Raw genomic sequence first — 24,330 nt, 5'->3', positions numbered from 1 at the left:
GCCGCCGGTACGAGCTCCCGGCGGCGCGACACCCCCGCGCGCACTCCCTACGCATACCTGGAGGAAAACCCCGCACATGAGCACGACGACGGTGCCCCGTGTGACGACGGGACGAGACGCCCCTCAAGCCGCCGTCGACGACGGCTGGTCTCGACTGGTCGAAGCGGTCCGCGAGTCGGGCCTGTACCCCACCCGGTCGAAGGCGGAGCAGGTCACCCGTACGGTCCTGGCCGCCCTCGGCACCCACGTCACCGGCGACGAACGGGTCGACCTGGCCCGCGCCCTGCCCACGGAGGCCGCCAGGCTGATCGCCTCCCAGATCCCGGCCACGCAGCGCCTCACGGCCGCACGGTTCGTCGACGAGGTCGCCTCACGCACCCCCGGGGCGACACCCGCCACGGCCCGCTGGGACGTCAGCTCGGTCCTGGGCGCACTGCCGCCCCTCATCGGCGACGACCTGGTCACCCGCATCCTGGCCCAACTCCCCACCGGATACGCCCTCCTGTTCGGCCGAGCGGACCTGACGCCGGCGTCGTAGGTTCCGCAAGACGCGCCCGACGGCCACCCCTCGTCACGCGAGGGGTGGCCGTCGGGCGCGTATGGAAGCCGCAGCCGGAGGAACCACCCGCAAGGAACCGGCCGTTCCGCGCTCCGCCGGTCCACCTGCGACAACCTCGCCGATGCCCGCTTTTGTGCTGCCTCGAGCTCCAGGTCACAACTGAACCCACACGAAACAAGGTCTTGTCGCTGACTTAAAACGATGGTTATTTTAACCGCCATTCGAAGTCCGGCCTGATCATCCGGGCGACCTCAAGGCGTGTGCATGTCTCAAGGAAGGGCAGTGCCATGACGCTTGACAGCGCGCGGTTTTCTCGTCGGGGTTTTCTGGGGCTGGGAGTCGCGGCGGGGGTCATCACGCTGACGGCGTGCGGGTCCGGCGCCGGTGCGGCCGACGCCCCGCTGGTGATGACGGTGTGGGGCGGCGACCCGGACCGCAAGACGTATCAGGCCCGCATCGACCTGCTGGTCAAGAAGCACCCGGACCTGAAGGTCAAGCTGCAGCTGGTCCCGAACGACTCCTACGCGCAGAAGGTGCAGACCATGATCGCCGGCGGCACCGGGCCGGACATCATGCAGGTCGCCGAGAGCGTCAACACGTACTCCAGCAAGGGCCAGCTACTGCCCCTCGACGACCTCGCCAAGAAGGCGAAGCTCGACCCCGAGCAGCGGTTCGGCCCGGTCGGCTCGCTGTACACGTACCAGGACAAGCTGTATGCGATCCCGGACCGTTCCGGTGCGGTCACCGTGTTCTACAACAAGGACATGTTCGACAAGAAGGGCATCAAGGCCCCCACGGCGGACTGGACCTGGGACGACGCCCTCGACGCGTTCAAGGAGCTGACCGTCCCCGGCAAGGTGTGGGGATACAGCGGCGCCGAATGGTTCCCGCAGTGGTGGAGTCTCGCCTACCAGAACGGCGGCACCATCATCGACGCCCAGGGCCGGCCCGCGGTCGACAGCGACGAGGTGGTCGAGGCGCTCCAGTGGGCGGGCGACCTGGTCTTCAAGCACAAGGTGGTGCCGAGCAAGGCGGACTACGCCGACATGGGCCCCGACATCGGCGGCGACCAGGCGTTCCCCAACCAGAAGGTCGCCACCCACGCCAACGGCTTCTGGGTCATGTCGGGCCTGACGAAGGTGAAGTTCGGCTGGGACATCGCGCCGATGTGGCGCGGCAAGAAGCAGGCCGTGTCGGCGTTCGGCAGCGGACTTGCGATCTCCCGCACCTCCAAGCAGCGCGACAAAGCCTTCAAGGCGATCGACTTCTTCACCTCCCCCGCGGCGCAGACCGAGATCATCGCCTCCGGCCAGGACGTGCCGGCCAGCCTGGAGGTGCAGAAGAGCCAGGCCTTCCTCAAGCCGTCGTGGATGAAGACGGACGTCGACATGGGCGTCTTCGCCGAGTCGAGCGCGTTCGTCTTCCGGGCGCCGTTCATCCCCGAGTGGAACGAGATGCAGGACGTGTTCTCGAAGGGCCTCGCCGACTTCTGGCTCGGCAAGGAGCGCAGCGCCAAGAAGGCGCTGACGGCCGTGCAGAAGGACCTCGAGTCCCTCATCAAGTCCGGGGCATGACCGGCCGTGGCAACCCCGACCGCCCCGAAGGCGGACACCGAGGCTGACCCGGAGGCCGTCCCCACGGCCGCGGAGAAGCCCCCCTCACCCAGAAAACCCAAGCTCTCCAAGCGCCGACGCCGTGAGGCGCTCTCCTTCTACCTCTTCATCTCGCCGTGGGTGATCGGCTTCCTGGTCTTCCTGCTCGGGCCGATGATCGCGTCGGTCTACTACTCCCTGACCGACTGGGACTCCTTCACTCCGCCCAAGTGGGTCGGCTTCCAGAACTACGTCAAAATCCTCACCGACGACCCGGCGTTCTGGAAGGCGCTGTGGAACACCTTCTACTACGCGGCGATCTCCGTCCCGCTGGGCCTGGTGCTCGGGCTCTGGCTGGCGAACCTGCTCAACAAGCAGGTCAGGGCCCGCAAGCTGTTCCGCACCCTGATCTACCTGCCGACCCTGATCCCCCTGGTCGCCACGGCGATGATCTTCCGGATGGTGCTCGCGCCGAACGGCCCGATCAACGACTTCCTCGGCCTGTTCGGACTCTCCGGCCCCGACTGGCTGCTCGACGGCCCCTGGGTCAAGCCCGCCCTCATCCTGATGTCGGCCTGGGGCGCGGGTGCCGCGACCGTGCTGCTGCTCGCCGCGATGAAGGGCATCCCGCGTGAGCTGTACGAGGCGGCCGAGGTCGACGGCGCGAGCGCGACGCGGCAGTTCTGGAGCATCACGCTGCCGCACCTGACGCCCATCATCTTCTTCAACCTGATCATGGGCCTGATCAACGCGTTCCAGATCTTCTCGCAGGTCTACATCCTCATCCCCAAGGGCAAGAACCCCGCCGGCTACGACGCGGCCCAGACGATGGTGCCGCTCCTGTTCGACCAGGCGTTCAGCTACTACCGCATGGGCTACGCCTCGGCGATCTCCTGGCTGCTGTTCCTGGTGATCCTGGTGTTCACGGTGATCGCCTTCCGCACCACCCGGCGCTGGGTGTTCTACGAGACCGAGGTGAAGTGATGGCGACCCTGGCGACCCCTGTCCGCAAGCGCGGGCCCGAGGACCGGCCCGCGAAGGAACAGGCCCCCGCCGTACGGGCGTTCCGCGCGACCCCGTTCACCTACGGCACCCTGCTGATCGTCGCGGCGATCCTGACCACCCCGCTGGTCTTCGTCGGTTCGATCGCCCTGGCCGGCGACGCCACCGTGAACAACGGCGCGTTCACGATCATCCCGCGCGAGTTCCACTGGGACAACTTCTCCCGGGTGTTCGGCACCGAACTGCCGGTGGGCACCTTCCTGCTCAACTCGGTGCTCATCTCGCTGTTCTCGGTGGTGGGACAGGTCCTCTCCAGCGGCCTCGTCGGCTACGCCTTCGCCCGGCTGCGCGCGCCCGGCAAGAACACGATGTTCCTCATCGTCATCGCCACCATGATGATCCCGACACAGATCACGATGATCCCCCAGTTCATCCTGTTCCGGGACCTGGGCTGGGTGAACACCTTCCTGCCGCTGATCGTGCCGAACTTCTTCTCCAACGCCTTCAACGTCTTCCTGGTACGGCAGTTCGTCTCCCGGCTGCCCAGCGAGCTCGACGAGGCCGCCATGATGGACGGCCTGGGCTTCTTCGGCATCTACCGGCGGATCATGTTCCCGATGCTCAGGCCCGTCCTGATCGCCATCGGCATCTTCACGCTCACCCACACCTGGGGCGACTTCATGGGCCCCCTGATCTACCTCAACGACGAGTCGAAGATGCCGCTCGCCCTGGGCGTGCAGTACATCACCGCCACCTCGCAGGCGGGCCAGGCGCCGCCCTGGAACCTGGTGATGGTCGGCTCGATCCTGCTCGCCCTGCCGATGATCCTCGTCTACTACCTCGGCCAGAAGTACCTGTACGAAATGGACATCAGCGGCGGAAGCGCGGGAGTCAAGTGAGCCACCCCACCACAGCCGGTCACCCCACCACAGCCGGTCACCCCACCACAGCCGGCCACACCACCACAGTCGGCCACACCACCCCGCTCGACCGCTCCACCACACTCGGCCAGGGCATCGCGCTCGACGCCCGCGGCATCCGCTTCGAGGTCGGACCGCAACTCGTGCTGTGTGCGTCCCTGTTCTACTTCCGTCTGCCCCGGGAACAGTGGCGCGCCCGGCTCGCCCAGGTCCGGGCCTCCGGCTACACCTGCGTCGACGTCTACCTGCCGTGGAACTTCCACGAGACGGCCCCCGGCCGCTGGTCCTTCGAGGGCCGGCGGGACGTCGCCGCCTTCCTCGACCTCGCGCAGGAGGAGGGGCTGTACGTCATCGCACGGCCCGGCCCCTACATCTGCTCCGAGTGGGACGGCGGCGCACTGCCCGCCTGGCTGGGCCTCGACCCCCAGCTGAGGGTCCGCCAGCACGAGCCGCGCTTCCTCGACCATGTCACCGCCTGGTTCGACCAGGCCCTGCCACTCCTCGCAGAACGCCAGTACCCGGCGAACGGCCCTGTGATCATGGTGCAGTTGGAGAACGAGCTGGACTTCTTCGACTGCGAGGACCGCACGGGCTACCTCACCGCCCTGCGCGACCAGGCCGCCCGGCACGGCATCACCGTGCCGCTCATCGCCTGCTCCGGACAGGGCGACCTCCAGGGCGCCACCGGCGACGTCCCCGGTGTCGTACCGGCGTGCAACTTCTACCCGGACGACGACTCCCCGCACATCGAACCCGAAGTGCGGCGCTACGCCGAGTTGCTGGCGGAGCGCGACCTGCCCCTGCTGATCACCGAGACCAACCGCCGCCACCGCACCCTGCGCCGCCTCCTGGCCAGCGGCGCCTCGCTGATCGCCCCCTACCTCCAGTCCTCCGGCTGGAACTTCGGATACACCCCGTCCGCGGGGAACTGGGGCAGGCCGGGCAACCTCATGAGCCACGGCTACGACTTCGGCGGCTACGTCTCCTCCACCGGCACCGAACGCCCCGAGTACGCCGAGGCCCAGACCCTCGCCCGCGTCATCGACACCCTGGGACCGCACCTGGCGCTCGCCACCCCCACCACCCCGCCCACGCCGATCACCACCGACTTCCCGACCAGCTCGTCACCGTCGGCCCTGCGACTCGACGGAGGCGGCCTGCTCCTCGCCGTACCGCATCTCGGGGCGGGGCAGGGGGCGGAGGCTGGGACGGGGACGGCGGTCGTGAACGGGGTGCCGGTGGCCGTGGCGGCGGACTCGTGCCCCTTGATGCTGGTGGACGTGCCCTTGAGCTCGTGGGGCCACGAGGGGACCCTCACTCTGGCGTCCGCGGACCTGGTGGCGGCGGGGGAAGGCGTGCTGGTGTTCTCCTCAGAGGTGCCGGTCACCGTCATCGTCGGTGACACCCGGGTAGAGATGCCGGCGCCGCAGGCCGGAACGCCGCAGCGGGAGACGGCCGCGGGGCTGACCCTCGTAGCGCTGGCCCCGGCAGACGCCGTACGCCTGCGCGCCACGGACCGCGACGGCACGGTGCATCTCGACACACCGGCACCTCCACGGCCGCCCGCATCGGCACCCGTCGCAGTACAGCGCGCCCGGCGCCGAGCGGCCACCGCTCCCGAGCGGGCGGCCGGCCGGCACGAGCTGCCGCCGACGCTGGAGTCGCTCGGCGTGTACCGGGGACGCGGCACCTACCGGACCACGACCGACCTCACGGACGTCGATGCGCTGCTGCTCGTCGGGGCGGCGGACATCGTCGACCTGACGGTCGCCGGCCGGATACGGCCCACGACCGCCGACTTCGGGGCCACCCGACGGATCGACGTCCGCCAAGAGACCGGTTCCGTCGAGGTCGAGGCCGTCGTGGAGATCTGGGGCCACGCGAACTTCGACGACGCACGCCTGCCCGCCCTCCGCCTCGGCGCGCTGCGCGGGCTCGGCTCGGTGTGGACGGTCCGGGAGACGACGGACGTGTCGGCGCTCTGGTCGGTGCACGGCCACTGGGCGGGCGACCCGGCTCCCCTGCGCGAGCTCGGCGGCTGGAGCAGCACCCGCGTCGGCCTCCCCGTCACCTACACCCGCGAGATCCGCACGTCCACCGCGGCGGCCCTGCACCTCAAGGGGGTGGTCGAGCCGGTAGGGGTCACTGTCTCCGACGGCGAGCCGCACACCGTCCACGCAGAGAACCCGTTGATCCCGCTGCCCGAGGGCACCCACCGCATCTCGATCACGCTCCCGCACCACCCCAGCGGCGGCGGCCTCCGCGCCGAACTGCTCACCTTGGACCCGGTGACGGACTGGACGTGCACCGCGCAGGACGACGACCTGCTGACCACCTTCGCCACCCAAGCCACACCCGGCCAGGAGATCCAGCTGCCGCTGGCCCTCGCACCGGGGGAGGAGGCCTGGCTGGACGTCGACCTGCCCCCGTCCCACGACGGCCTCCTGCTGCGCCCGGACGGCACCCAGATCCGGGTGACCGGCTGGGCGGGCGGGGAGTGCGTGGGCAGGGTCTGGCTCGGCGACCGCCCGGACTTCTCGGGCGGCGACGCGGATGTCCTGTGGATCCCGCCGGGCTGGTCCGGCCTGACTCTGCTGGTGCGCGGCGCTGCGGGACCGAAGGCTCCGGAGCTGCGCGTGCTGCGGTTGGAGTCGTCCGACTCGGAGAGCCGGCGATAACCGGGTGCACAAGTACGAGTGGTCTCCTACGGTCAGTCCCCGTTGAGCTGCACCAGGAGGGTGTGTGTCACCGGAAGACGAAGCAGGCGTGTACGAGATCCGGATCCACGGATACCCGAACTCGAAGGAGGCCCTCGCACTCCAGGCTCCCATCGAACGCCTCCTCTGCCCGGACCCCGACCACGCCCCACCGTGCGAGATCCCGTGGAGCTTCACGCTCACCGGCGACGGGGCCGATGACGACTCCACCGCCCTGGTCCTGGGCGTGTATACGTCCGGCGGCCAGGCCACTCAGGTGGCAGAACGAGTCCGCACGCTCGTGGACGAGAAGCACCCCGTCGCCGTGAGCGAGGGCGAGGCCGAGGACTGGGAGGAACTGGTGGAGCAGTACCGGTTCGAGAGGGGGCTGGGCTCAGAGCGGGACGGCCCCGAGCAGTAGGGGCCCGGGCATGTCGGGGTGCCCCGCTTCCCGAGCCCGCTACCCGCCGCCCGGCCACGGATCCGCACCCCCACCCACCGACCCCGCCGCCCCACTTCCGGGCCGCCCGGTCGGCAAAATCCCCGCGGTGGAGGGGCGGGTGTCAAGAGTGAAGCGAAGCGCAATCGGCGCCAGCCGACGCCCGAAGGGCGCTCTTGACACTCGCCCCGGAACCGCCAACCTCAGAAGAACCGGGCGGCCGTGAGCACGTCCTGGCCAACCAGCGGTTGATAGTAGAGGCGACGAACGGGTTGTCGTTGTACCGGAGCATGGTTGTGCAGAGAGCAGTGCCGGTTTTCGAGGACGGGCTGCGCTCAGTGGGGATTGGCTGTCGGCAGGAGAAGACCAGGCACGTCTGAGTGCCACAGACGTTGTCCCTCGTCGTGTACCCGCAGCGTGAACGTCTCCGGTCCAGGACGGCCTGCGGCATCGAAGGCATCGAGGACACGCTCCACGCGTTCCCACAACCTCACCGGGCCGCCCTCTCGTACGCGCCATTCTCCGTCCAAGGGGGTGAGGGTGGCGGCAGAGCCGCTCACCACGTCGACCAGGTACACGATCTCGCCGACAGTGAGCATTTGCGCGTTCGGCACAGTGCATTGGGCAAGGAACCTCAGATGGAACGCTTCCTCCGTGGCAGCCGTGAGGCGCTCTGGACCGTGTCCGGCCGTTCTGGGCTGTTCCGGTAGCCCGGCAGCCCAGTGAGCGGGATTACCGAACGCCGGTGCGACGTGCGTCCGGGCAGCCATGAAGGAGACCGTGCCGGGCAGCAACGCCCCCTCCGCGGTGCCGTCCCCGGTCACGGTGAGCAGCACGCGCGCATAGCCGTAGAGCCATCCCGACAGGGTGAGCAGGATTTTTCCGCCTGGTCGGGTCTGCGCGAGCAGGGCAGGGGGGACCGTACGGAAGGAGCAGGCGGCGACGACTCGATCGAAGCGGGCCTCGGGCCAGTACCCGTACAGTCCGTCCGCCACGGCCAGGGTCGGGGTATAGCCGCAGCCGTACAGCGCGTTCGCCGCCGCCTCCAGTCGGCGCGGGTCAACCTCGACGCTGGTGACATCCCCGGACTCGAGGCGCTCGCAGGCCAACGCGGTCGAGTAGCCGGTGCCGGTCCCGATCTCCAGCACGGTGTGACCCTCGGCCACGTCGGCATCGGACCACATGCGCACCACCAGGGACGGCAGCGTGGATGACGAGGTGGGGGCACCGCCGCGGTGCCCGACCGGCGCCTGCCAGTCGGGCTCCACTCCGTCGAACTGCGTGATCAGTGTCGTGTCCGAGTACACGGCCGCCAGCCACCGCCCGTAGTCGAGCTCTGCGGTGACCGGTTCCCACGCCGTCAGTCCCTGCGTGTCGCGCTCACCGGTCGGCAGGTAGAACCCAGGCAAGAAGCGATGCCGCGGGACCGCCTCCACCGCCGCCCGCCAGGCCGGGTCTACCGGAACATCGCTCTGAGCGAGAGCGTTCACCATGGCTACGCGAAGGGGAACCGCGTCATTCTCAGGGTCGGCGGGCATCGCCATGAGCTGCCATCTCCTTCGGATCGTCCGTGATCAGCGTGTCGGCGAACGCCTCGGCAATGTGCGCCGCGTCCGGCAGCCAGCCCCACTGCCCGTTCGGATTGCACTCGATGGCCCACCAGTCTTCGGGATCGTCCCCGTCCCCGGTGAGCGCGAAGTCGAAGCAGCCGAAAACCAGGCCGAAGGACTCCAGATAGGCGTGCAGCGCGGCCTTGATGGTGGCGGGTACGGCAATCGGGGAGTGTGTGAGCTCGCCCCAGTCGCCCCGACGCCAGTCCAGGGCCCCGTCCGGCGCGATGATCCGCTGCGCGAAGACCTGGTGGCCGACCACGGTGACCCGTACGTCCGAGCGCTTGGGAATCTCCGCTTGGAACAGGTGCGCGGTCACTGCCAGCGTCTCGTCGAAGCTCCCTGGCTCCACCCGCTGGGTCCAGATCGCGCCGGTGTGGCCGTCGTCGCCGCTAGGAAGCCCGCGGAACGTCTTGTAGACGACCCGCCGGTGCTCGGCGGCGAACTTCCTGGCCGCATCCGCCTCATTGGTGATCAATGTGGGCGGGACCTGCAACCCCAGCAGGGCGAACCGCTGCAGCTGCGCCGGCTTGAAGTCCGCGCGGGACACCGCGTGCGGATGGTTCACATGAACGACCCCACGCAGGGCGTTGAGAACGCCACCGAGCCCGTGCCTCGCCTCGGCCGAGGCGAAGTTCCGCTGCTGCCGGGGCAGATGTTCGAAGGCATTGGTGTACGGGGTGGGGCGACGGTAGTAGACCGCCGCCACCTCCCGCACGTTCACCTCTCGACTCGGCGTGCGTAGTCGCCCATCCCACGAAGAGTCGCCCTCGCCCAGCCGGAATCCGAATCTCAGGTCGGGTCCGATATCTGCAGGGTCGACCCGCACGACAGGCACTTCGCGTTCGTTGAGCACGTCGACGACGCGATCCGCGGTGACGTCCTCCAGCGCGGTGACGATCAGAACCGTGGATGCCACGGATCAGTCCGACTCGTAGTCGGTGGTGTGGTCGTCCTGAGTCTGTGGCTGCGGATTCTGTCCGTCCCCACCTCCGGAGACGGACGCAGTACCGGTCGTCCTCGACGTACCGTGCTTGCCCATCTCGATCACCCTGCCGTCGGTGTCCAGGTACCGAGCCGTCTGCGAGGGACCGTCCAGAACGACGCTCGCGTAGGACGGGGGACGCACGGCCAGCCGGTCCGTCACCAGTCGCATGGCCCACGGGCCCCGAACAACTACAGCCGTCATGAGTTCCCCCTGGTCATGTGAACGCATCTCGCTCTGCGCAGCCAATCGCGTCCGACCCGCCTCGAGCAGGCCGAGGACCGAGCGCGACGGGCACAACTCGTCCCCGCGCCGTGGCGGAACGACCCAGTACGTCCCCGGTGGTTGCCTTCTGTCGATGCGAGGCACCCCCAAGTACGTGCCGTGACCGAGGCACGTCACGACACCGTCTTGGGCCCACGTGAGATCTGCACGCCCGTCGACCAGGGCGTAGTACGTGCCACCCGCCACCCGGCGGTCGAAGATGATCCCCCCTCTCAGTAAGTCACCGAGCTCGGTCGCCACGCGGTCCTGCTCCTCGGACCGGACGGCGGCGTGCACGATCTCGGATGCCATGCGCACTGCGGCGAATCGCCCGCCGAGAGGCAGTAGAGCGACACCCTGTGTGGCCCATTCCGTCCGTACGCGCTCCGGGTCCGGGTGGGTCCGAGCCAGCCACTCCGAGACCACCCCGTCCACACCTTCGTGTGGGTACACAACGTCCTCCCATGCTGTTTGGTGGTGCATGCCGGACACAGAGTCCAGCAGCCAACCTGTCGACTCGAGGACTTTGAAGGGCCGTTGAAAGGACATGGAGAGGGCCTAGAAGCCTCCGTGAGGTGAACCGGGTGTCCTGTAGCGGACTTGCGTGGGAAGGTGAGGATCGCAGTCAGCAGCAGGAGGAGGCGGCTCGTGCCCAGACCTACAGGCAACGTTCGACTCAAGGCTGCTCGGGTGGCCGCGGGCTTCAACTCGCAGCAGGACCTGGCCGACGCGCTCACCGAGCACGCGAAGGGGATGGGTATTCGGGGCCTGTCCATCGGGGTGCGTCAGGTCCGGCGCTGGGAGTCGGACAATCCACCGTGGCCACAACCGGACTGTCAGCGGGTACTGGTACACCTGCTCGGCCAGAGCCTGGAGACCCTCGGCTTCACGCCTCCGTGGGGCGTGGAGGGGGCAGCCCCCGACCCGGTCCGGCGCAGTTCGGCCGCCGCCGGGAGGGCAGCGATGGGCCGGGCGATGGGATCAGGTCGTGCCGTGGCTGTCTCGCACCCGGCGACCGCAGGTACAGATTTCGAGGCCGTCACTCGTTCCCACCGTAGGCTCTACTGGTCGGTCGCACCGACCACACTGCACCCGGCCGTCGTCGCGCACGCGACGCTGGGCTGCGCTCTGCTCCCGGAAACTTCCGACTCAACCCGGCGCACGATCGCCGCAGCGCTGGCCGAGACGTACCTTCTGGCGGGCCGGATCGAGTTCTTCGACCTCTCCGAGCCGACCACCGCGCACGACACGCTGCTCCTCGCCCTGCAAGCCGCCGGCGAGGCCGACGCCCCGTTGCTCGGTTCGGCGGTCATCGCGCACATGGCCTTCATCCCGGGCTGGGCGGGCGATCAGGAGGGAGCGCGGGAGCGAATGATCGCGGCCCGGACGTACGCCCGTCGCGCCCCTGCTTCTGCCGAGTTCCTCGCCTGGCTGGACGCCGTGGAAGCCGAGTGTGAGACCAGGTGCGGCGACACCCGAACCGCGCTGAACCTGATCAACCACGCCGAGGACGTACTGGAGGCGGGCAACGAACACCCGTCACAGCCGTGGATGGACTGGTTCTCCCCGGCGCGGCTGGCGGCCTTCAAGGGAAACACCCAACTGCTAGCCGGGCATCTCCCGCAGGCCCGGGCTGCGCTCCTCCAGGCACTCGAAGCCATGACCCCGGCTGAGGAGAAACAACGATCGGTCGTCTACGGCGACTTGGCAGCCGTCGAAGCGGCTTCGGGCAACCCGGAGGAGGCCTGCGAGTACGCGGGCAAGGCACTCGATCAGTTGGCTCTCACCTGGTACGCCACCGGTATGGACCGGGTTCGCGAAGTCCGACGTGCGCTGACTCCACACCAGCACGAGAGGTGTGTTCGCGATCTCGACGACCGCCTGTACGACTGGTCCACGACCCTCAGCGCGTTGAGGCGTTGAACCCGGCGACGTGTGCGGCGAGTTCGTCCAGGCTCACGACACGGAAGGTCGGCAGCTCCCTGGCCTCCGTACTGTTCCACTGAATGCAGGCCCATGGTCCGCGATGCACCAACGCCGTGTGCATACCAGCCTGCCTGGCAGGCTTGATGTCGTTGTCGCACCGGTCACCGACGTACAGAATCTCGTCGGCCCCGAAGGGCACGGCTGCTGACACGCGCTTGAAGAACTCGGGATCCGGCTTGCTCGCCCCCCAGTCGTCGGACGTACCGATCAGGTCGACGTCGTCGGAGAACAGTTCCCGCAGGATCCCGCCGGCCCGCACGGTCTGGTTACCGGCGATGCCGAGCCACAGTCCGTCGGCCCGGAGCTGCCGTAGGGCGGGCCGGACGTCCGCGTACAGGTCGTCTTCCCCGAACCACTCCGGCTTCCCGGCCGCAGCCCGCTTCTCCCGCTCCGCGTCCAGATCGAACCCGGGCCGGAACTCCTGGAAGGTCTCCCGGTAGTCACGACCCTGGGCGATCACAGCCCCGAACATCGCATGGAAGGTGTGCCTCGGCACTCCGAGCCAGTCGGCCCAGGTCCCGTACTCCCGGGTCTCGTCCACGAGGCACTCACCGACGTCGAAGACCACTGCGCGAATCATGGGGGCAGGGTATCGGCGGGAAAGCGTTCAGTCCTCCTCGATCAGGACCCCTGCAAGCTTCAGCATGACATCAACTCTGTCGCCCTGGCTCAGGCGAAGCCACTCGACGAAAACGCGCTCCACTTCGTCTCGCTCGGGGCGTCCTGACTGCATGAGCCGGTACAGGCGCCGCTTGTCGGCGCGACTGCTGAGGTTGGAGGCCCTCTCCAGGATCTCTTCGCGCGTGGGCAGCGGTTTGCCGGTTCCGCTTCCGCGGCTGCAGCGCTGGCACTCGACACGCAGGTTGGACAATTCCGTGCTCGCCGGCGGACTCGAATCGATGATGCGGACACCAAGAGCCGCCTTCTCGCCTTCGTCATCTGGGAAAGCCTCGCCGGCTCTTGTGCCGCACGTCTGGCACAGGGAGTCCACCGCTTCGATGGCTTCGCGGCGGCGAGTGGCGGAGACCCGCGACCGTGACCGTTGCTCCGGTTGCTCGCCGAGGTCGATCCGGGTGCCGATCGCTGTGAGTCGGTACTCGTCAGGCTGGAGGTGGGGGTCGGTCTTGTAGTTGTCGATTTGCCAGCCCAGCTCGCGTAGATCACGCATACGGCGATCCACCTGAGCCACGCCGGGGACGCCCTCGAAGAGCTCAAGCTTCTTGAATACCTTGCCTTCCCCCTTGGCCGCCAGGAATTCGGCGACCCGAACCTTCGATGACCGTCTTACTGTCCGCTCGCCTGCCACGCGATCCTCCCCTTGGGTCACAGCGGAGCGCCGTCACCAACCTCAAGGGTGCCGACCCAAACTACCGTACAGCCGTCCCGTCATTTCGTACAGCCGTCAACGTCCGGCAATGTTCGGCAGAATGAGAGGGGAGTCCTCGACGTGGTCGAGTCAGGCGGCCGGGCCGGCTGACGGAGTCGCCGCCTGGCCCGAGGGGCTGGGGTGGAAGGGCTGATAAGGCCGGGGCTTGTGATGCCGGCCATCACTCGACCGCGGCCTGAAGTAGGGCGCCGGCGTCATCCGGGCAGCCCTGCTTATGAAGTTCCAAGGTCACGTGCATCACCTCTTGGTCTTGATGGTCACGGCCATAGATGTGAATCAAGTTGCCCAGGAGCTCGCTCTGCTGGTGGTCGCGGAGCGCCCTGAACAGCGTCGCGGTCTCGACGGGGCTGAGGACTTCTGTGGTGTGACGCAGCAGAGTCAGTGCTGCGTCCTGTCGGCCGTTGCCTCGTAGCTCTGCGGCCCGCTTAGCTACCTGCTGTGCAGCCGACGCATCGTTCTTGCTCCGCTGCCGGTCCCCCCTTCGGCGGGGGACCGGCAGCGGAGCAAGCGCTGCCTGGGTGGTGAGACGTGCTTGCAAGCCGGCCCGGGCGGCTTTCAGTTCGGTGACAGCATCCTTAAGCGACCTGACCTCCCGTCGGAGGGCTTCCAGTTCTGCTGTGACGTTGGAGGCCGATTGCCGTAAAGCTGCGGCCTCTGCTTCCGCCTCCCTGGCTTGCGTTACCGCGGCGTCAAGCTGTGTCCGCAGGTCAAGGCAGCTTCGGCATCGTTCAGCCTCAGCCGCCCCGTGAAGCTTCCGCAGGTCATCCATGTTCACGCCGAGCCCGTGCTCACCCCTCGCGTCGGCGAGGGCCGTCTCGTAAAGATGCTCTACGGAGCGCAGCCGCGGCACCGATTGCCCGCTCAGGAATCTGGACAGCGAGCTTTCACTGCAGTTCAAATGTGCTGCCGCATCTGCCTGGGTAGGCGGCATTCCGGGTGATTTGTTCGATGGCGTGGGAGTGATGTGACGGCATAGCCCTTGGAGGGCTTTGGCCAAAGCTCGGTGGCCCGGCGGAACGTCACTGCGGAACTCCTTATCTATCCAGCTACACCCAGCGGGGTCGCCTCCGCGTCGTGACATGCGCTTACGCCTCCATGTGCTTTCAGGGGGCTGACGTGCAGACCTGACTTGATCCCGCAATTGTGCACGAGGGGCCGGGAGTTGCTGCTTGCTATCTCTAAAGCAAGTGTTCAAGTGCTGGACGTCCTTTCGGGTTGTGGTGCCAGACTGAAGGAGCAGTCGCCCGAGAAACGGAGGGGCGTAAGCCAGGTATGTGGCGATTTTTGCGTCATGCGTGGCTTATTGCGATATGTCATTCACTTGACCGGAGGCGATAGATGACACTGCCGTCGTGGCAGGACAAGAAGTTGGGAAGCATGTCGCGTGCGGCTCTGTGGCTGCTGGACGTCGTGGGGGAGGGCAACGTCTTCACGAAGGCTCAGCTGCGCGCCGCATTTCCTGACGTCGCGCAGATTGACCGGCGGATCCGGGACTTGAGGGACCACGGATGGCGGATCGGCACGAGTCGTGACGACGTGACCTTGAAGCAGCAGGAACAACGCTTCGTCGTCCGGGGAGCCGACGTCTGGATCCCGGGGAAGTCGAAGGCGCCAAAGCACAAGAACAGCCTCACGACGGCACAGCGCCAGAAGGTCTTCCAGGCTGACAACCACCTGTGCCGGTCCTGCGGAATCGCTACCGGCGAAGCCTATGAGGACGGCATCACGCAGTCGGTTCTGAACGTGGCACGGCGCAAAGTGGTGCTGCCAGACGGAGAGGCTGACTACCAGTTCATCACCGAGTGCAAGCGTTGTGGGGCTGGAAGCACCGACCGCGAGGTTGACCTTGGAGTGATCCTGGACCTCACCGAGTCGCTCGCGCCCATGGAGCGGCAGATCTTCCTGGCCTGGATCGAAGCCGATCAGAGGTCGCTCAGCCCCATGGAGAAGATGTGGGGCATCTACCGGACTCTTCCCGAGGAGTCTCGCAAGGCCGTCGCCGACGCGCTCCGCGACATGGACGACCAGGACAACTAGACACAGGAGGGGGAAGAAGCATGCTTCGGGAACTCCCACCGCCGCCGCGTGCGGCCGAGTTCAGCGAGCTGATCAAGAAGAAGGTGGAGGAGGTCAAGACAGCCGGCGGCACCAGGGAAACGGTGACGGTCGACTGGAACGAGCAGCAGGCTCACGTGGAGGTCATCGACCTGCCGCTCAGCGGGCTGTACTTCAACCCCAGCACCCACCGGATCAGGGCTCAGCGCAGTCATGACGCGGCCCGTGACGAGCTGCTGGGGAAAGATCCGTGGTGTACAGAGAGCCAGGACTACTTGAGGTTTCTGCTGAAAGCCTCGCCGGCCGACCCGAACATCCGTGACACCGACTTCGACAAGCTCAAAGAGAGCTTGGAGCAGTTCGGCCAGAACGACCCCGGCCTCGTGACGCATACGGGCGTGCTCGTGAACGGCAACACGCGAGCCGCTGCGCTGCATGAGCTGGGCGCGCAGTCGATGCGCGTGGGGGTGCTGCCCGAGTCGTTTACCTGGGCAGACATCAACGCCGTTGAGCTGTCCCTCCAGCTGCGCAAGGATCACCGTCGCGACTACTCGTACATCAACCGGCTCCTCGCGATGGAGGAGCAGGCCAGCCTCGGACGTACGCCTGAGCAGATCGCCAAGGAATTCCGGATCCAGGTGAAGACATATCACCAGGAGCGCTGGATCCTGAGCACGATCCGCGAGCTCATCGACCGCAGTAAGAGCGGCGGGGGCGTGGCGCTGCGGCTTGTGGACTGGGAGGGCGCTCAGGAACGCCTCAAAGAGCTTCACCGGCTGTACGTGAAACTCGAGTCTGTCGACCGGGACCAGGCGGAGGTTCTCAAGGAATGGAGGCTGGCCGCCATTCTTCTCGACTTCTCGAAGACTGACGTGAGGCACATCGACGAGGAGTTCCTGAAGGAGGGACACCTCACCCGTACCTTGCCGACCACCCTGACCGAGGGAGGCGCTAACTCGGCCGATCAGGAGGCGGTGTCCATCCCCGGGCTCGACCTCGCCGTTCCAGCGGCATCTTCTGTGGTGTCTGAGGCGCGGGCGCTAAACGACCAGATTCTGCGTGCCAGCGCTGCGATCCGTGGTGGTAACTCGCCCCTTCTCGACAGCGACAAGGCACGGGGCCAGGCATTGCTGGACGACGCGAAGAGGGCGTTCGACGAAGCGATCGACGCTGCCGGCCGCAGCGCCCGCCTCCGGAAGCGTAAGCAGCTGGCCCCGGCCCGGCTTGCGGAGGCCTGCGCGAGCATCGACCAGTGTGTGATGGACCTTGTCCAGGCCCGCACGTCTCGAAGCCTGGACGAGGAGGCTTTCGACGAGGCTGTGCTTAAGCTGCGCGTGAGCCTGCGCAAGCTCGCACAGCAGGCTGGCAGGGGTCTTCCCACCCCTGGAGACGGTGTCGCCTGGCTGTTGGAGGCCGCTGTCGCGGAGGGGCGCCAGTGACGGACGACACGACGGAAACGTCTTTGCACCTCGGTTTCGATGAGACCCGCACCCGTGTCGTCCTCAGGACAACCGATCAGTATCAGCAGGACCTTGTCCGACTGGCCGCCCGTTTCCGCACGGGTGGCCAGCTCGGCCCGCTTTCCGCGTCGGTGGCACTTGACGAACTGCTCGCGGACCTCAGCGCTCTCAGTGGTTGGCCGCACCATGCGGGAGTGGAATGGGCTCCGGAACTCCGGAACCTGGTGGCCGGAGTCGTTCAGGACGCCAACACGGTCAAGGAACGTCTTGCCGGGTCAAGACCCCACGGCGAAGTCCTGCCCGATGAGGTGCCAGGCCTCCTAGGGGATACCTGGGAAGGCGAGCTCAGTGAGTTCCAGCTTCGGGACATCGCGAAGCTGCTGACACTCCAGCACGGGGCCAACTTCAGTGTTCCTGGTGCGGGCAAAACCCGCGTGGCCCTCGCTGTGTATGCCGCGCAGAGGGCTCAAGGGCGCGTGAGCCGGGTCTTGGTGGTCTGTCCAAAGTCGGCGTACGAATCCTGGCGCTACGAGACGGCGGTGTGCTTCACCTACCCGCTGCGGACCCATGTCCTCGACGGATCAATGGATCAGTGGGCAGAAGTACTGATCGTCAATTACGAGAGGCTGGACCGCTCGCTGGCCACGCTGGCGAGCTGGTTGAAGGCAGGCCCTTCGATGATCATCCTCGACGAGGCACACAGGATGAAGCTGGGAGCTCGGGGTACGTATGGTGCCGCATGCATGGCTCTCGGCCCCCTAGCCGAACGACGCATGATCCTCACCGGGACGCCGGCTCCCAATGGCTCGAAGGACCTGGAGAACTTGCTGGGCTTCGTATGGCCCGGGCACGGGCAGCGAACCGTCGTGCAGGCTGTGGCAGGTGGGGACCTGGCCTACGCCAGCTCCGTCCTCCGGCCGCTGTTCACTCGGACGACCAAGCAGGAACTCGGCCTGCCGCCGGTCTGGTTGAGGATGCGGTACGTCGATATGCCTCCGCTACACAACGAGATCTACAGCTCGCTGGTGGGTGGTGAGATCAGTCGTGCTTCCAGAGATGACCTGAGCTCCCTAGGGAAGACCGCCTTGCGGCTGCTGATGGCGGCCACCAGTCCAGCGCTCCTGTTGGAGGGGGGCAGTAGGTACGAGCCCTTGGCGTACCAGCTGCCGCCTTTGGAAGTCCCGGAGGGCAGCTCGTTGTACACGCTGCTGCAGAACCTGCCGGACTACGAGCTGTCGCCCAAGTACAAGGAAGCCGTGGCCATCGTGGCGGAAAACGCTGCACGAGGCCGTAAGACGCTGGTGTGGACGACATTCGTCCGTAGCCTTACGACTCTGGAGCGCATGCTGGAGAAGTACAGCCCCGCGGTGGTCTTCGGCGGGACACCTGATCGCGACGAGCAGTTGCGACGCTTCCGTGAGGACCCGAGCTGCACGGTGCTCATCTCCAACCCGGCGACCCTTGGTGAGGGCATCAGCCTGCATCACATCTGCCATGACGCTGTGTATGTGGATCGTGACTTCATGGCAGGGCGGTTCCTGCAGAGCCTTGACCGGATCCATCGCCTGGGCCTCGCGCCGGGGACAGACACGCGCGTTACGGTCCTGGCCGTCCGGAACACCATCGATGAGGTTGTCACAGCGCGTCTGGATCAGAAGCTGGAGTTCATGGGGAAGATCCTTGACGACCCAACGGTGCAGCAACTTGCGGACCTGCAGGAGGAGCCGTCCGTCGCGGCCGGCCTGGCTCCGAACGACATCGAAGCCCTGCTGAGGCACATCAACAGCAGCTAGCGTTGGGCGCCCTCTGGTCGGCCCAGACCCCGGATTGGGCCGGGAATGAGGAGCAGTGGGAGACTCTTGTTGCCCTTACGCGGTGTGCGATCACCATCTCTGTAAGACTTGGCAACGGTTTTGAGTCATCTCCGGAAGGAGCGCCATGCGCCCCAGCGGCCCGCAGCGCCCGCAGTTCGCCTCGCCACTGACCTCGATTGAGATCTGTGCGGGGGCAGGCGGACAGGCTGTTGGGCTGCACAACGCCGGCTTCGACCACTTGGCGCTCGTCGAGTGGGACGCGGACGCGGCAGCCACCCTCGGCGCCAATGTGGGTGGCTGGCCTGGCTGGACGACGGAGCGGGCCAAGGCGCTGAAGCCCATGGATGTCAAAGACTTCCTTGACTCCGAGGTGTACAGGAATCTTGGCCTTCCGCAAGGGGAACTGGATTTGCTGGCCGGGGGTGTCCCGTGCCCTCCATTTTCATTGGCGGGGAAGAGGCTCGGGAAAGATGATGAGCGGGATCTGTTTCCTGAGGCCTTGAAGATCGCAGACGCCTTGCGTCCTAGAGCTGTAATGATCGAGAATGTTCGCGGAATTCTTGAGCCGCCCGAGGTGTTCATTGAATATCGCGCATGGATTCTAGATGAACTGCGAAAGCTAGATTATGTGGTTCCCGGAGTCGACCTCTCCTCAAGTCCTCGTCAGCAGGACCTGCAGATGCGTCGCGTTTGGCGCCGACTGGATGCGAAGGATTTCGGCGTTCCCCAGTTGCGTCCCCGAGCCATTCTTGTTGCTATCCGTAAGGATGTGCTAAAGGAAAAGGGTGTCGAGTTTGTTTGGCCGCAGCGGGTTTCGCGAATTCAGGCATCTGTGGTCGGGAAATTGCGAAGGACGATGAGGGAGCGCTGCGAGGATTTCTGGGACAAGAACCAGGATGGAGAGTTCCCCTCGTCCGGCGATCGCACTGGTAAAGATGTCTTTTACGAGTGGCTGATCAGCGCCAAGAAAGCCAGGGACGCCGGGAGGGGGGTGGCGCCAACGCTTGTTGGTGGTTCGCGGAAGCATGGTGGCGCTGACCTCGGACCCACGCGGGCGAAGCGTGCCTGGGGGGCAATGGGCGTCGACGCGATGGGTGTTGCTAACGACCGTAAAGAATGCACCCCGGCGAGGGACCTTTTCAGGCCCGCCGGTCCGATGCTGACGGTCGAGCAAGCCGCCATCATTCAAGGGTTTCCTCGCGATTGGGACTTTCAGGGGAAAAAGACAGCTCGATACCGGCAGGTCGGCAATGCCTTCCCGCCTCCAGTCGCCGAAGCCGTTGGCCGGGCCATCGCCGCGGTGCTGCGGCCAGAGCATCGAGAAGAATTGCTGGAAGGGTATGTCATGGACTCTAATGACAGCCCTGCTGTGAAACCGACCCCGGAGCAGATGGAGATCCCTGGATCAGCTGTGTCGCCCAGTGATTCGGCGGGCTACGACCGTCGCCGCGATGTTGTCGGCGCACGCGGCTGAAGGCTCGTGTTCCCAGAACCGGAGCACGAGCCACCCTGCTTCCTTAAGGCGCTGGTCAGTGTCACGGTCGCGTTCCATATTGCGGAGTACCTTCTCTGACCAGTACCCCGAGTTGGTCCTCGGTGGAACGTAGTGCTCTGGGCAGCCGTGCCAGTAGCAACCGTCTATGAACACGGCAACCTTCACCGAACGGAACACCATGTCCGCTGTCCTGCGCAGGTCGGGTAGCGGGCGGGCGGCGACGCGATAGCGCAGCCCCTGTGCGTGGACTAGACGCCGAATCAGCTTCTCGGGCTTTGTGTCGCGGCTGCGGATCGCCTGCATGTTGCGGCGGCGAGCTGCCGACGAAGCCCAGGAACCAGCCGGCGCTTCCCACGTAGGATCTTCGGACACACGGAAGAGGGTAGTCCCCCTGGGCTGAGTTCACCGTCACTGTTGGGGCCGCCCGCTTCCATGCCAGTCTCGTGCCTCCGCACCCCGCCTCAAGGACGCTCCCACTCCGCTGCGCTGCGTTCCGCGTCGGCTGCGCCGATGGCCCTGCGGGCCACCCTTGACCCGGGGCGCTCCGGCACGGGAGAGAAGCGAGCGGGCGGCCCGGGGAAGCAGGGGCACAGGTAGGGAGCGCAACGGTGGGCTGTCCGGTCACCCGGCGTCGGCGAACGCCTCAGCAGCTCGGCGCACGCCGGTCGGTTCGGCGGCGGGTCGCCGGTGGGGTGAGATGTCCGCGGCGTCACCAGAACGCCCCCGCTCCCATCCCCAGCCCGAGCAGCACGCAAGAGACCCCCCACGCCAGATGCGCCCCCGCCGAGTACGACACGTTCGCCGGCCTTCCGTCCTTCTGGTGTACGACCACCACCCGGCGTGGGTCCCTCGGGTCGTAACGGAGGACGACCGGGACTCCGGCGAGGAGAGGGTGCTGCTCGTGGTTGAGGGGGGTGCGGCGGTACGTCTGGTCGGCCGGGGCATCGGGGCGGTCGACCGGTGGGGCTTTGTAGCGGACCTGGGGCGGGTGGAGGGTGGGGCCCTCTCGGCGGGGGCTCCGGGCCACCTCGCCCCTGGTGCGGATCCCCCGGACGCCGAGGCGGGCGAGGGCTAGGCGCTGGCGTTGGGCTGTGCGCAGGTTCCAGATACCGAAGGCCGTCATGGCGGCGGCCATGATGAGTGTGATCGTGAGCCAGGGCTGGTCCACGTGACGTTCCCCCCGGAGCCGACGTCAGTCGTCAGTTGTCTGTCGTCCGGGAAGACGAGAGGCGTGTCGTGCCAGTTCCGTGGGGCAGGCTGTCGGGCCGGCCCGGGCCGGCACCGCCCCGGCTGCATGCCAGGTCGTCCGTGGTGCCGGAAACCCGGGTGCTCGTGTCAGGCCCTGTGTCCGTGGCACTCGCCGTAGGTCCGCCCCGACCCGCACCAGCAAGCCGCCCCCTGCTGCGGCGGCCAAGCCACCGCCCTTCCCCTCGCCGCCAGTGTCGTCGCGTACTGGGGGAGGAGGGTCGGGTCGGTCGGGGAGGAGAGTTCCGATGCCGCGAAGGCCTCGTAGGAGGGGACCGTGCCCGTGACGATGCCCAGGTTCGGGGTGCCGGAGGAGGACAGTTCGCGCAGCGACTGCTCTATCGAGACCAGGTGGTCGGCGTGGGACGGGTACTCCGTCGACAGGGACGGATACGCCTCCAGGAGTTCCGTCAGCTCGGCCGCCGGCCAGTGCAGGATCGCCACCGGGAACGGGCGGGAGAGGGCCTCCCGGTACGCGCCCAGTTCCGCTCGGAGGCGGAGGATCTCCGCCTCCAGTTCCGCCGGGTTCTCCGAGCCCAGGGACCACACGCGCTTGGGGTCGTGGAGTTCGTCCAGGGTGATCGGGAGGGAGTGGACCGAGTCCGCCAGGGCGTCCCACTCGTCGTGGGTCTTGCCGAGCATGCGCCGTACGCGGTGGCGGCCGAAGAGGAGGGGGTGGGTGGCGTAGGGGGGCTCCTCGACGTCCGTCAGGAGGCGGTGCACGGCCTCCGTGAACGTCTCGTGGGCCGCTTCCAGTTCGTCGTGGGACTCCAGGGACTCCGCGACGATCACCCAGGGGGCCGGGTCCTTGGGGGACGCTCCCCGGACCCCGTCGATGATCGCGCGGGCCTCGGCCTCGTGGCCGTACTCCCAGAGGTTCGAGGCCTTGAGCGCCCGCACGAGGTGGGGGTTCTCCAGGCCGTCGGGGGAGGACAGCAGGCGGTCGTAGAGGGTGGTCGCGGTGGGGCGGTCGCCGGAGAGCTCCAGGTGGGCCGCCGCCCGCAGCAGCAGGGCCTCGGCGTCCTCGGGATACAGGCCGGCGGTCCGCTCCAGGCGTGCCGCCTCGGCGGTGTGGTCGACGTTTTCGGCAGGCGTGTCGGGGCGCATGGGGGACACCGTACTGCCGGGAGGTGACGAGCGTGAGAGATGCGCAGGCCAGACCACTCGGCCCACCCTGCTTTCCGCCGCTCGCCACCCGGGGTTCACGGATCGTCCCGAACCGCCGCCACCCGAATACGGCGGACCGCGACCGGACTACTGCGTCACGTTGTCTATTTGGAGGGTTTGGACCGACTTCGCCGCGAATGGGACGCTTACCGATTTGCCGTTCAGGCGGATGTCGGAGCGTGCCGTGTAGAGGTCGCCGCCGCCCGTCGTGACCGTGTTCCAGCGCGGGACCACGCCCCCGGAGCCGCCCGTCACCGTCGAGAAGCGGGACAGGTCGAAGGTGAGGGTCTGGGGGGAGGAGGAGGTGTTCACCGCGACGATCACCAGACGGCGGGCCGTCGCGTCGTACGCCGCCACCGCGTAGTCCACGCCCGTGTCCAGGATCGTCATGCCGGGGCGGATGTGGCGGCTGAACTGGGCCATCACGTAGTGCTTGGTCTGGACGGTGGTGGGCTGGAGGGTGTTCGCGTCGTAGGCGATCATCGCCCAGCCCGTCGACGGGTCCATCACCTGCCAGTAGCACCAGGCCGTCGGGTGCAACCAGCGGAAGTCGAGGCAGAGGTTGGAGGCCATCGTCAGGCCCGTGCCGTCGCTGTCGCCCGTCTCGGAGTTCCACAGCTTCTTGCGGGAGGTGGTCACGACGTCCGTGTAGAGGAGGTCGCGGCGGCCGCCCGAGCCCTGGTAGCCGTGCACGTTGACCTGGGAGACCAAGCCCTTGGTGGTCGAGTTGAAGGACGACCACGTGGAGCGGGCTGTGTCGTAGTTCGTCTCGTCCGAGGCCGCTATGCGCAGTCCCGTCAGGCCCCGCTTGTCCAGCTCGCTGCGCATGTACGGCAGGACGGCCGCCTGGACCGCCGGGTCCATGTGGCAGCCCTCCTGGGTGCCGGTCGCGGTCCACCAGGTGGAGGCCGGCTCGTTGAAGGGGTCGACCGTCGCGAAGTTCACGCCCCAGTTGTTCTTCGCGTACAGGGCCGTCGCCGCCAAGTGGCTCGCGTGCTGGCGGTAGTTCCAGGTCTGGAGGTTGTTGCCGCCGCCCGACGCGCCCGAAGGGTTGTGGTTGGAGCACATCCACCACATCGGGGAGTTGGCGAACAGTTCGCTGGTCGCACCCCGCTGGGTCGCCTTCACCAGCATCGCGCGCTGGTTGGCGTCCGCCGTCCACTTCCACGCCGAGGAGGTGGGGTCCTCGTTGTTCCAGTCCTGCCAGAAGCCCTCGATCTGCTTGAAGGCGGGGATGTTGGGCGACTCCACCATCGTCTCGCCGCCGACGCTGTTCCAGCTGCTCGCGCCGAGGTTGTACCGGGCGATGTTGAGGCCCAGGCCGGGCAGGGAACGGCCGTTGTACGTGACGGACTTGGTGGTGAAGAACAGGTCGGCGAAGTCGTCCCGGGCGCCGAAGACGTTGGCCCACCAGGCGAGGGAGGTGCCCCAGCCCTCCCAGGTGCCGTACGTCGTCGACGGGTTGACGGCGATCGTGGCGTCCGCGTGCGCGGTGCCCGTCGCCAGGGCGCTGCCGAGGAACGTTCCGCCTGCTGCGGCCAGCAGACTTCTGCGTCGGATCACGGCTCCTCCGTAAGGGAGATGGGGGCGGACGCCGGTCCCCGGCCCGGCGTCACAGCGGTGCCCCCGTGGTTGGTGACGAGAAGCATCGGGT

21 protein-coding genes are annotated in these 24,330 nt (G+C 67.2%); 11 read left to right on the top strand and 10 right to left on the bottom strand.

The window, feature by feature from the left end; genetic code table 11:
• The first annotated feature begins 76 nt into the window (after positions 1–76).
• The 6 genes from AB0B29_RS03880 (at position 77) to AB0B29_RS03855 (ending at position 7,190) form a co-directional block, all read left to right on the top strand.
• On the top strand, positions 77–538 hold the full coding sequence (locus AB0B29_RS03880) for a DUF2267 domain-containing protein (protein ID WP_362233539.1): 462 nt from the start codon (positions 77–79) through the stop codon (positions 536–538).
• A 308-nt stretch (positions 539–846) separates the two neighbouring features.
• Entirely contained in the window at positions 847–2,133 is a 1,287-nt protein-coding gene (locus AB0B29_RS03875) for a sugar ABC transporter substrate-binding protein (RefSeq protein ID WP_362233536.1), read from the top strand.
• A gap of 6 nt (positions 2,134–2,139) precedes the next feature.
• A complete protein-coding gene (locus tag AB0B29_RS03870) occupies positions 2,140–3,135 on the top strand; it encodes a carbohydrate ABC transporter permease (protein WP_362233533.1) in 996 nt (331 codons plus the stop codon).
• On the top strand, positions 3,135–4,052 hold the full coding sequence (locus tag AB0B29_RS03865) for a carbohydrate ABC transporter permease (protein WP_362233530.1): 918 nt from the start codon (positions 3,135–3,137) through the stop codon (positions 4,050–4,052). The genes AB0B29_RS03870 and AB0B29_RS03865 overlap by 1 nt, the downstream gene beginning before the upstream one ends.
• Positions 4,049–6,751 (top strand): beta-galactosidase, encoded by a 2,703-nt coding sequence (locus tag AB0B29_RS03860; protein WP_362233527.1) that lies wholly within the window; start codon positions 4,049–4,051, stop codon positions 6,749–6,751. The genes AB0B29_RS03865 and AB0B29_RS03860 overlap by 4 nt, the downstream gene beginning before the upstream one ends.
• 64 nt (positions 6,752–6,815) lie before the next feature.
• Positions 6,816–7,190, top strand: coding sequence for a hypothetical protein (locus tag AB0B29_RS03855; protein ID WP_362233525.1), 375 nt, complete (start codon positions 6,816–6,818; stop codon positions 7,188–7,190).
• Between the two features lie 353 nt (positions 7,191–7,543).
• Here AB0B29_RS03855 and tgmC read toward each other — a convergent pair whose 3' ends face one another.
• From tgmC to AB0B29_RS03840, 3 genes are read right to left on the bottom strand one after another with little or no spacing between them, the layout of a single operon-like run.
• Positions 7,544–8,752 carry an ATP-grasp peptide maturase system methyltransferase gene (gene tgmC, locus AB0B29_RS03850; RefSeq protein WP_362233522.1) on the bottom strand — a complete coding sequence of 403 codons (1,209 nt, stop codon included), beginning with the start codon at positions 8,750–8,752 and terminating at the stop codon, positions 7,544–7,546.
• Complete coding sequence (gene tgmB / locus AB0B29_RS03845) at positions 8,730–9,737, bottom strand: ATP-grasp ribosomal peptide maturase (protein WP_362233519.1); 1,008 nt, start codon at positions 9,735–9,737, stop codon at positions 8,730–8,732. The genes tgmC and tgmB overlap by 23 nt, the downstream gene beginning before the upstream one ends.
• Positions 9,738–9,740: 3 nt before the next feature.
• Positions 9,741–9,974 carry a putative ATP-grasp-modified RiPP gene (locus AB0B29_RS03840; RefSeq protein ID WP_362233920.1) on the bottom strand — a complete coding sequence of 78 codons (234 nt, stop codon included), beginning with the start codon at positions 9,972–9,974 and terminating at the stop codon, positions 9,741–9,743.
• 741 nt (positions 9,975–10,715) lie between these two features.
• Here AB0B29_RS03840 and AB0B29_RS03835 point away from each other — a divergent pair.
• On the top strand, positions 10,716–11,990 hold the full coding sequence (locus AB0B29_RS03835; protein WP_362233516.1) for a tetratricopeptide repeat protein: 1,275 nt from the start codon (positions 10,716–10,718) through the stop codon (positions 11,988–11,990).
• Here AB0B29_RS03835 and AB0B29_RS03830 read toward each other — a convergent pair.
• The 3 genes from AB0B29_RS03830 to AB0B29_RS03820 form a co-directional block, all read right to left on the bottom strand.
• Complete coding sequence (locus AB0B29_RS03830) at positions 11,971–12,633, bottom strand: HAD family hydrolase (RefSeq protein WP_362233513.1); 663 nt, start codon at positions 12,631–12,633, stop codon at positions 11,971–11,973. The genes AB0B29_RS03835 and AB0B29_RS03830 overlap by 20 nt on opposite strands.
• Before the next feature lie 27 nt (positions 12,634–12,660).
• Positions 12,661–13,359, bottom strand: a complete 699-nt coding sequence (locus AB0B29_RS03825) for a hypothetical protein (RefSeq protein WP_362233511.1) — start codon at positions 13,357–13,359, stop codon at positions 12,661–12,663.
• Positions 13,360–13,600: 241 nt separating this feature from the next.
• Positions 13,601–14,371 carry a helix-turn-helix domain-containing protein gene (locus AB0B29_RS03820; RefSeq protein WP_362233508.1) on the bottom strand — a complete coding sequence of 257 codons (771 nt, stop codon included), beginning with the start codon at positions 14,369–14,371 and terminating at the stop codon, positions 13,601–13,603.
• Between the two features lie 407 nt (positions 14,372–14,778).
• Between AB0B29_RS03820 and AB0B29_RS03815 the strand changes: the two genes are divergently transcribed.
• The 4 genes from AB0B29_RS03815 (at position 14,779) to AB0B29_RS03800 (ending at position 20,243) form a co-directional block, all read left to right on the top strand.
• Positions 14,779–15,477, top strand: a complete 699-nt coding sequence (locus AB0B29_RS03815; RefSeq protein WP_362046798.1) for a hypothetical protein — start codon at positions 14,779–14,781, stop codon at positions 15,475–15,477.
• Positions 15,478–15,497: 20 nt separating this feature from the next.
• Positions 15,498–16,934, top strand: coding sequence for a hypothetical protein (locus AB0B29_RS03810; protein ID WP_362233505.1), 1,437 nt, complete (start codon positions 15,498–15,500; stop codon positions 16,932–16,934).
• The gene (locus AB0B29_RS03805) at positions 16,931–18,748 is read left to right on the top strand and encodes a DEAD/DEAH box helicase (protein ID WP_362233502.1); all 1,818 of its coding nucleotides are present in this window, start codon (positions 16,931–16,933) and stop codon (positions 18,746–18,748) included. Before AB0B29_RS03810 ends, AB0B29_RS03805 begins: the two co-directional genes overlap by 4 nt.
• A gap of 145 nt (positions 18,749–18,893) precedes the next feature.
• A complete protein-coding gene (locus tag AB0B29_RS03800; RefSeq protein ID WP_362233499.1) occupies positions 18,894–20,243 on the top strand; it encodes a DNA cytosine methyltransferase in 1,350 nt (449 codons plus the stop codon).
• Here AB0B29_RS03800 and AB0B29_RS03795 read toward each other — a convergent pair.
• From AB0B29_RS03795 to AB0B29_RS03780, 4 genes are all read right to left on the bottom strand, one after another.
• Entirely contained in the window at positions 20,175–20,636 is a 462-nt protein-coding gene (locus tag AB0B29_RS03795; protein ID WP_362233496.1) for a very short patch repair endonuclease, read from the bottom strand. The two genes, AB0B29_RS03800 and AB0B29_RS03795, sit on opposite strands and share 69 nt — an antisense overlap.
• A gap of 337 nt (positions 20,637–20,973) precedes the next feature.
• Positions 20,974–21,432 carry a DUF3592 domain-containing protein gene (locus AB0B29_RS03790; protein WP_362233494.1) on the bottom strand — a complete coding sequence of 153 codons (459 nt, stop codon included), beginning with the start codon at positions 21,430–21,432 and terminating at the stop codon, positions 20,974–20,976.
• Positions 21,433–21,599: 167 nt separating this feature from the next.
• Positions 21,600–22,616, bottom strand: coding sequence for an SEC-C domain-containing protein (locus tag AB0B29_RS03785; RefSeq protein WP_362233491.1), 1,017 nt, complete (start codon positions 22,614–22,616; stop codon positions 21,600–21,602).
• Between the two features lie 147 nt (positions 22,617–22,763).
• The gene (locus AB0B29_RS03780; protein WP_362233489.1) at positions 22,764–24,239 is read right to left on the bottom strand and encodes a beta-1,6-galactanase; all 1,476 of its coding nucleotides are present in this window, start codon (positions 24,237–24,239) and stop codon (positions 22,764–22,766) included.
• Positions 24,240–24,330: the final 91 nt, after the last annotated feature.

Origin of the sequence: Streptomyces tibetensis (assembly GCF_040647715.1) — a bacterium.
Classification (GTDB): domain Bacteria; phylum Actinomycetota; class Actinomycetes; order Streptomycetales; family Streptomycetaceae; genus Streptomyces; species Streptomyces tibetensis_A.
Note: the sequence above shows the minus strand (reverse complement) of the source record. Positions and strands in the feature narration are given on the sequence as shown.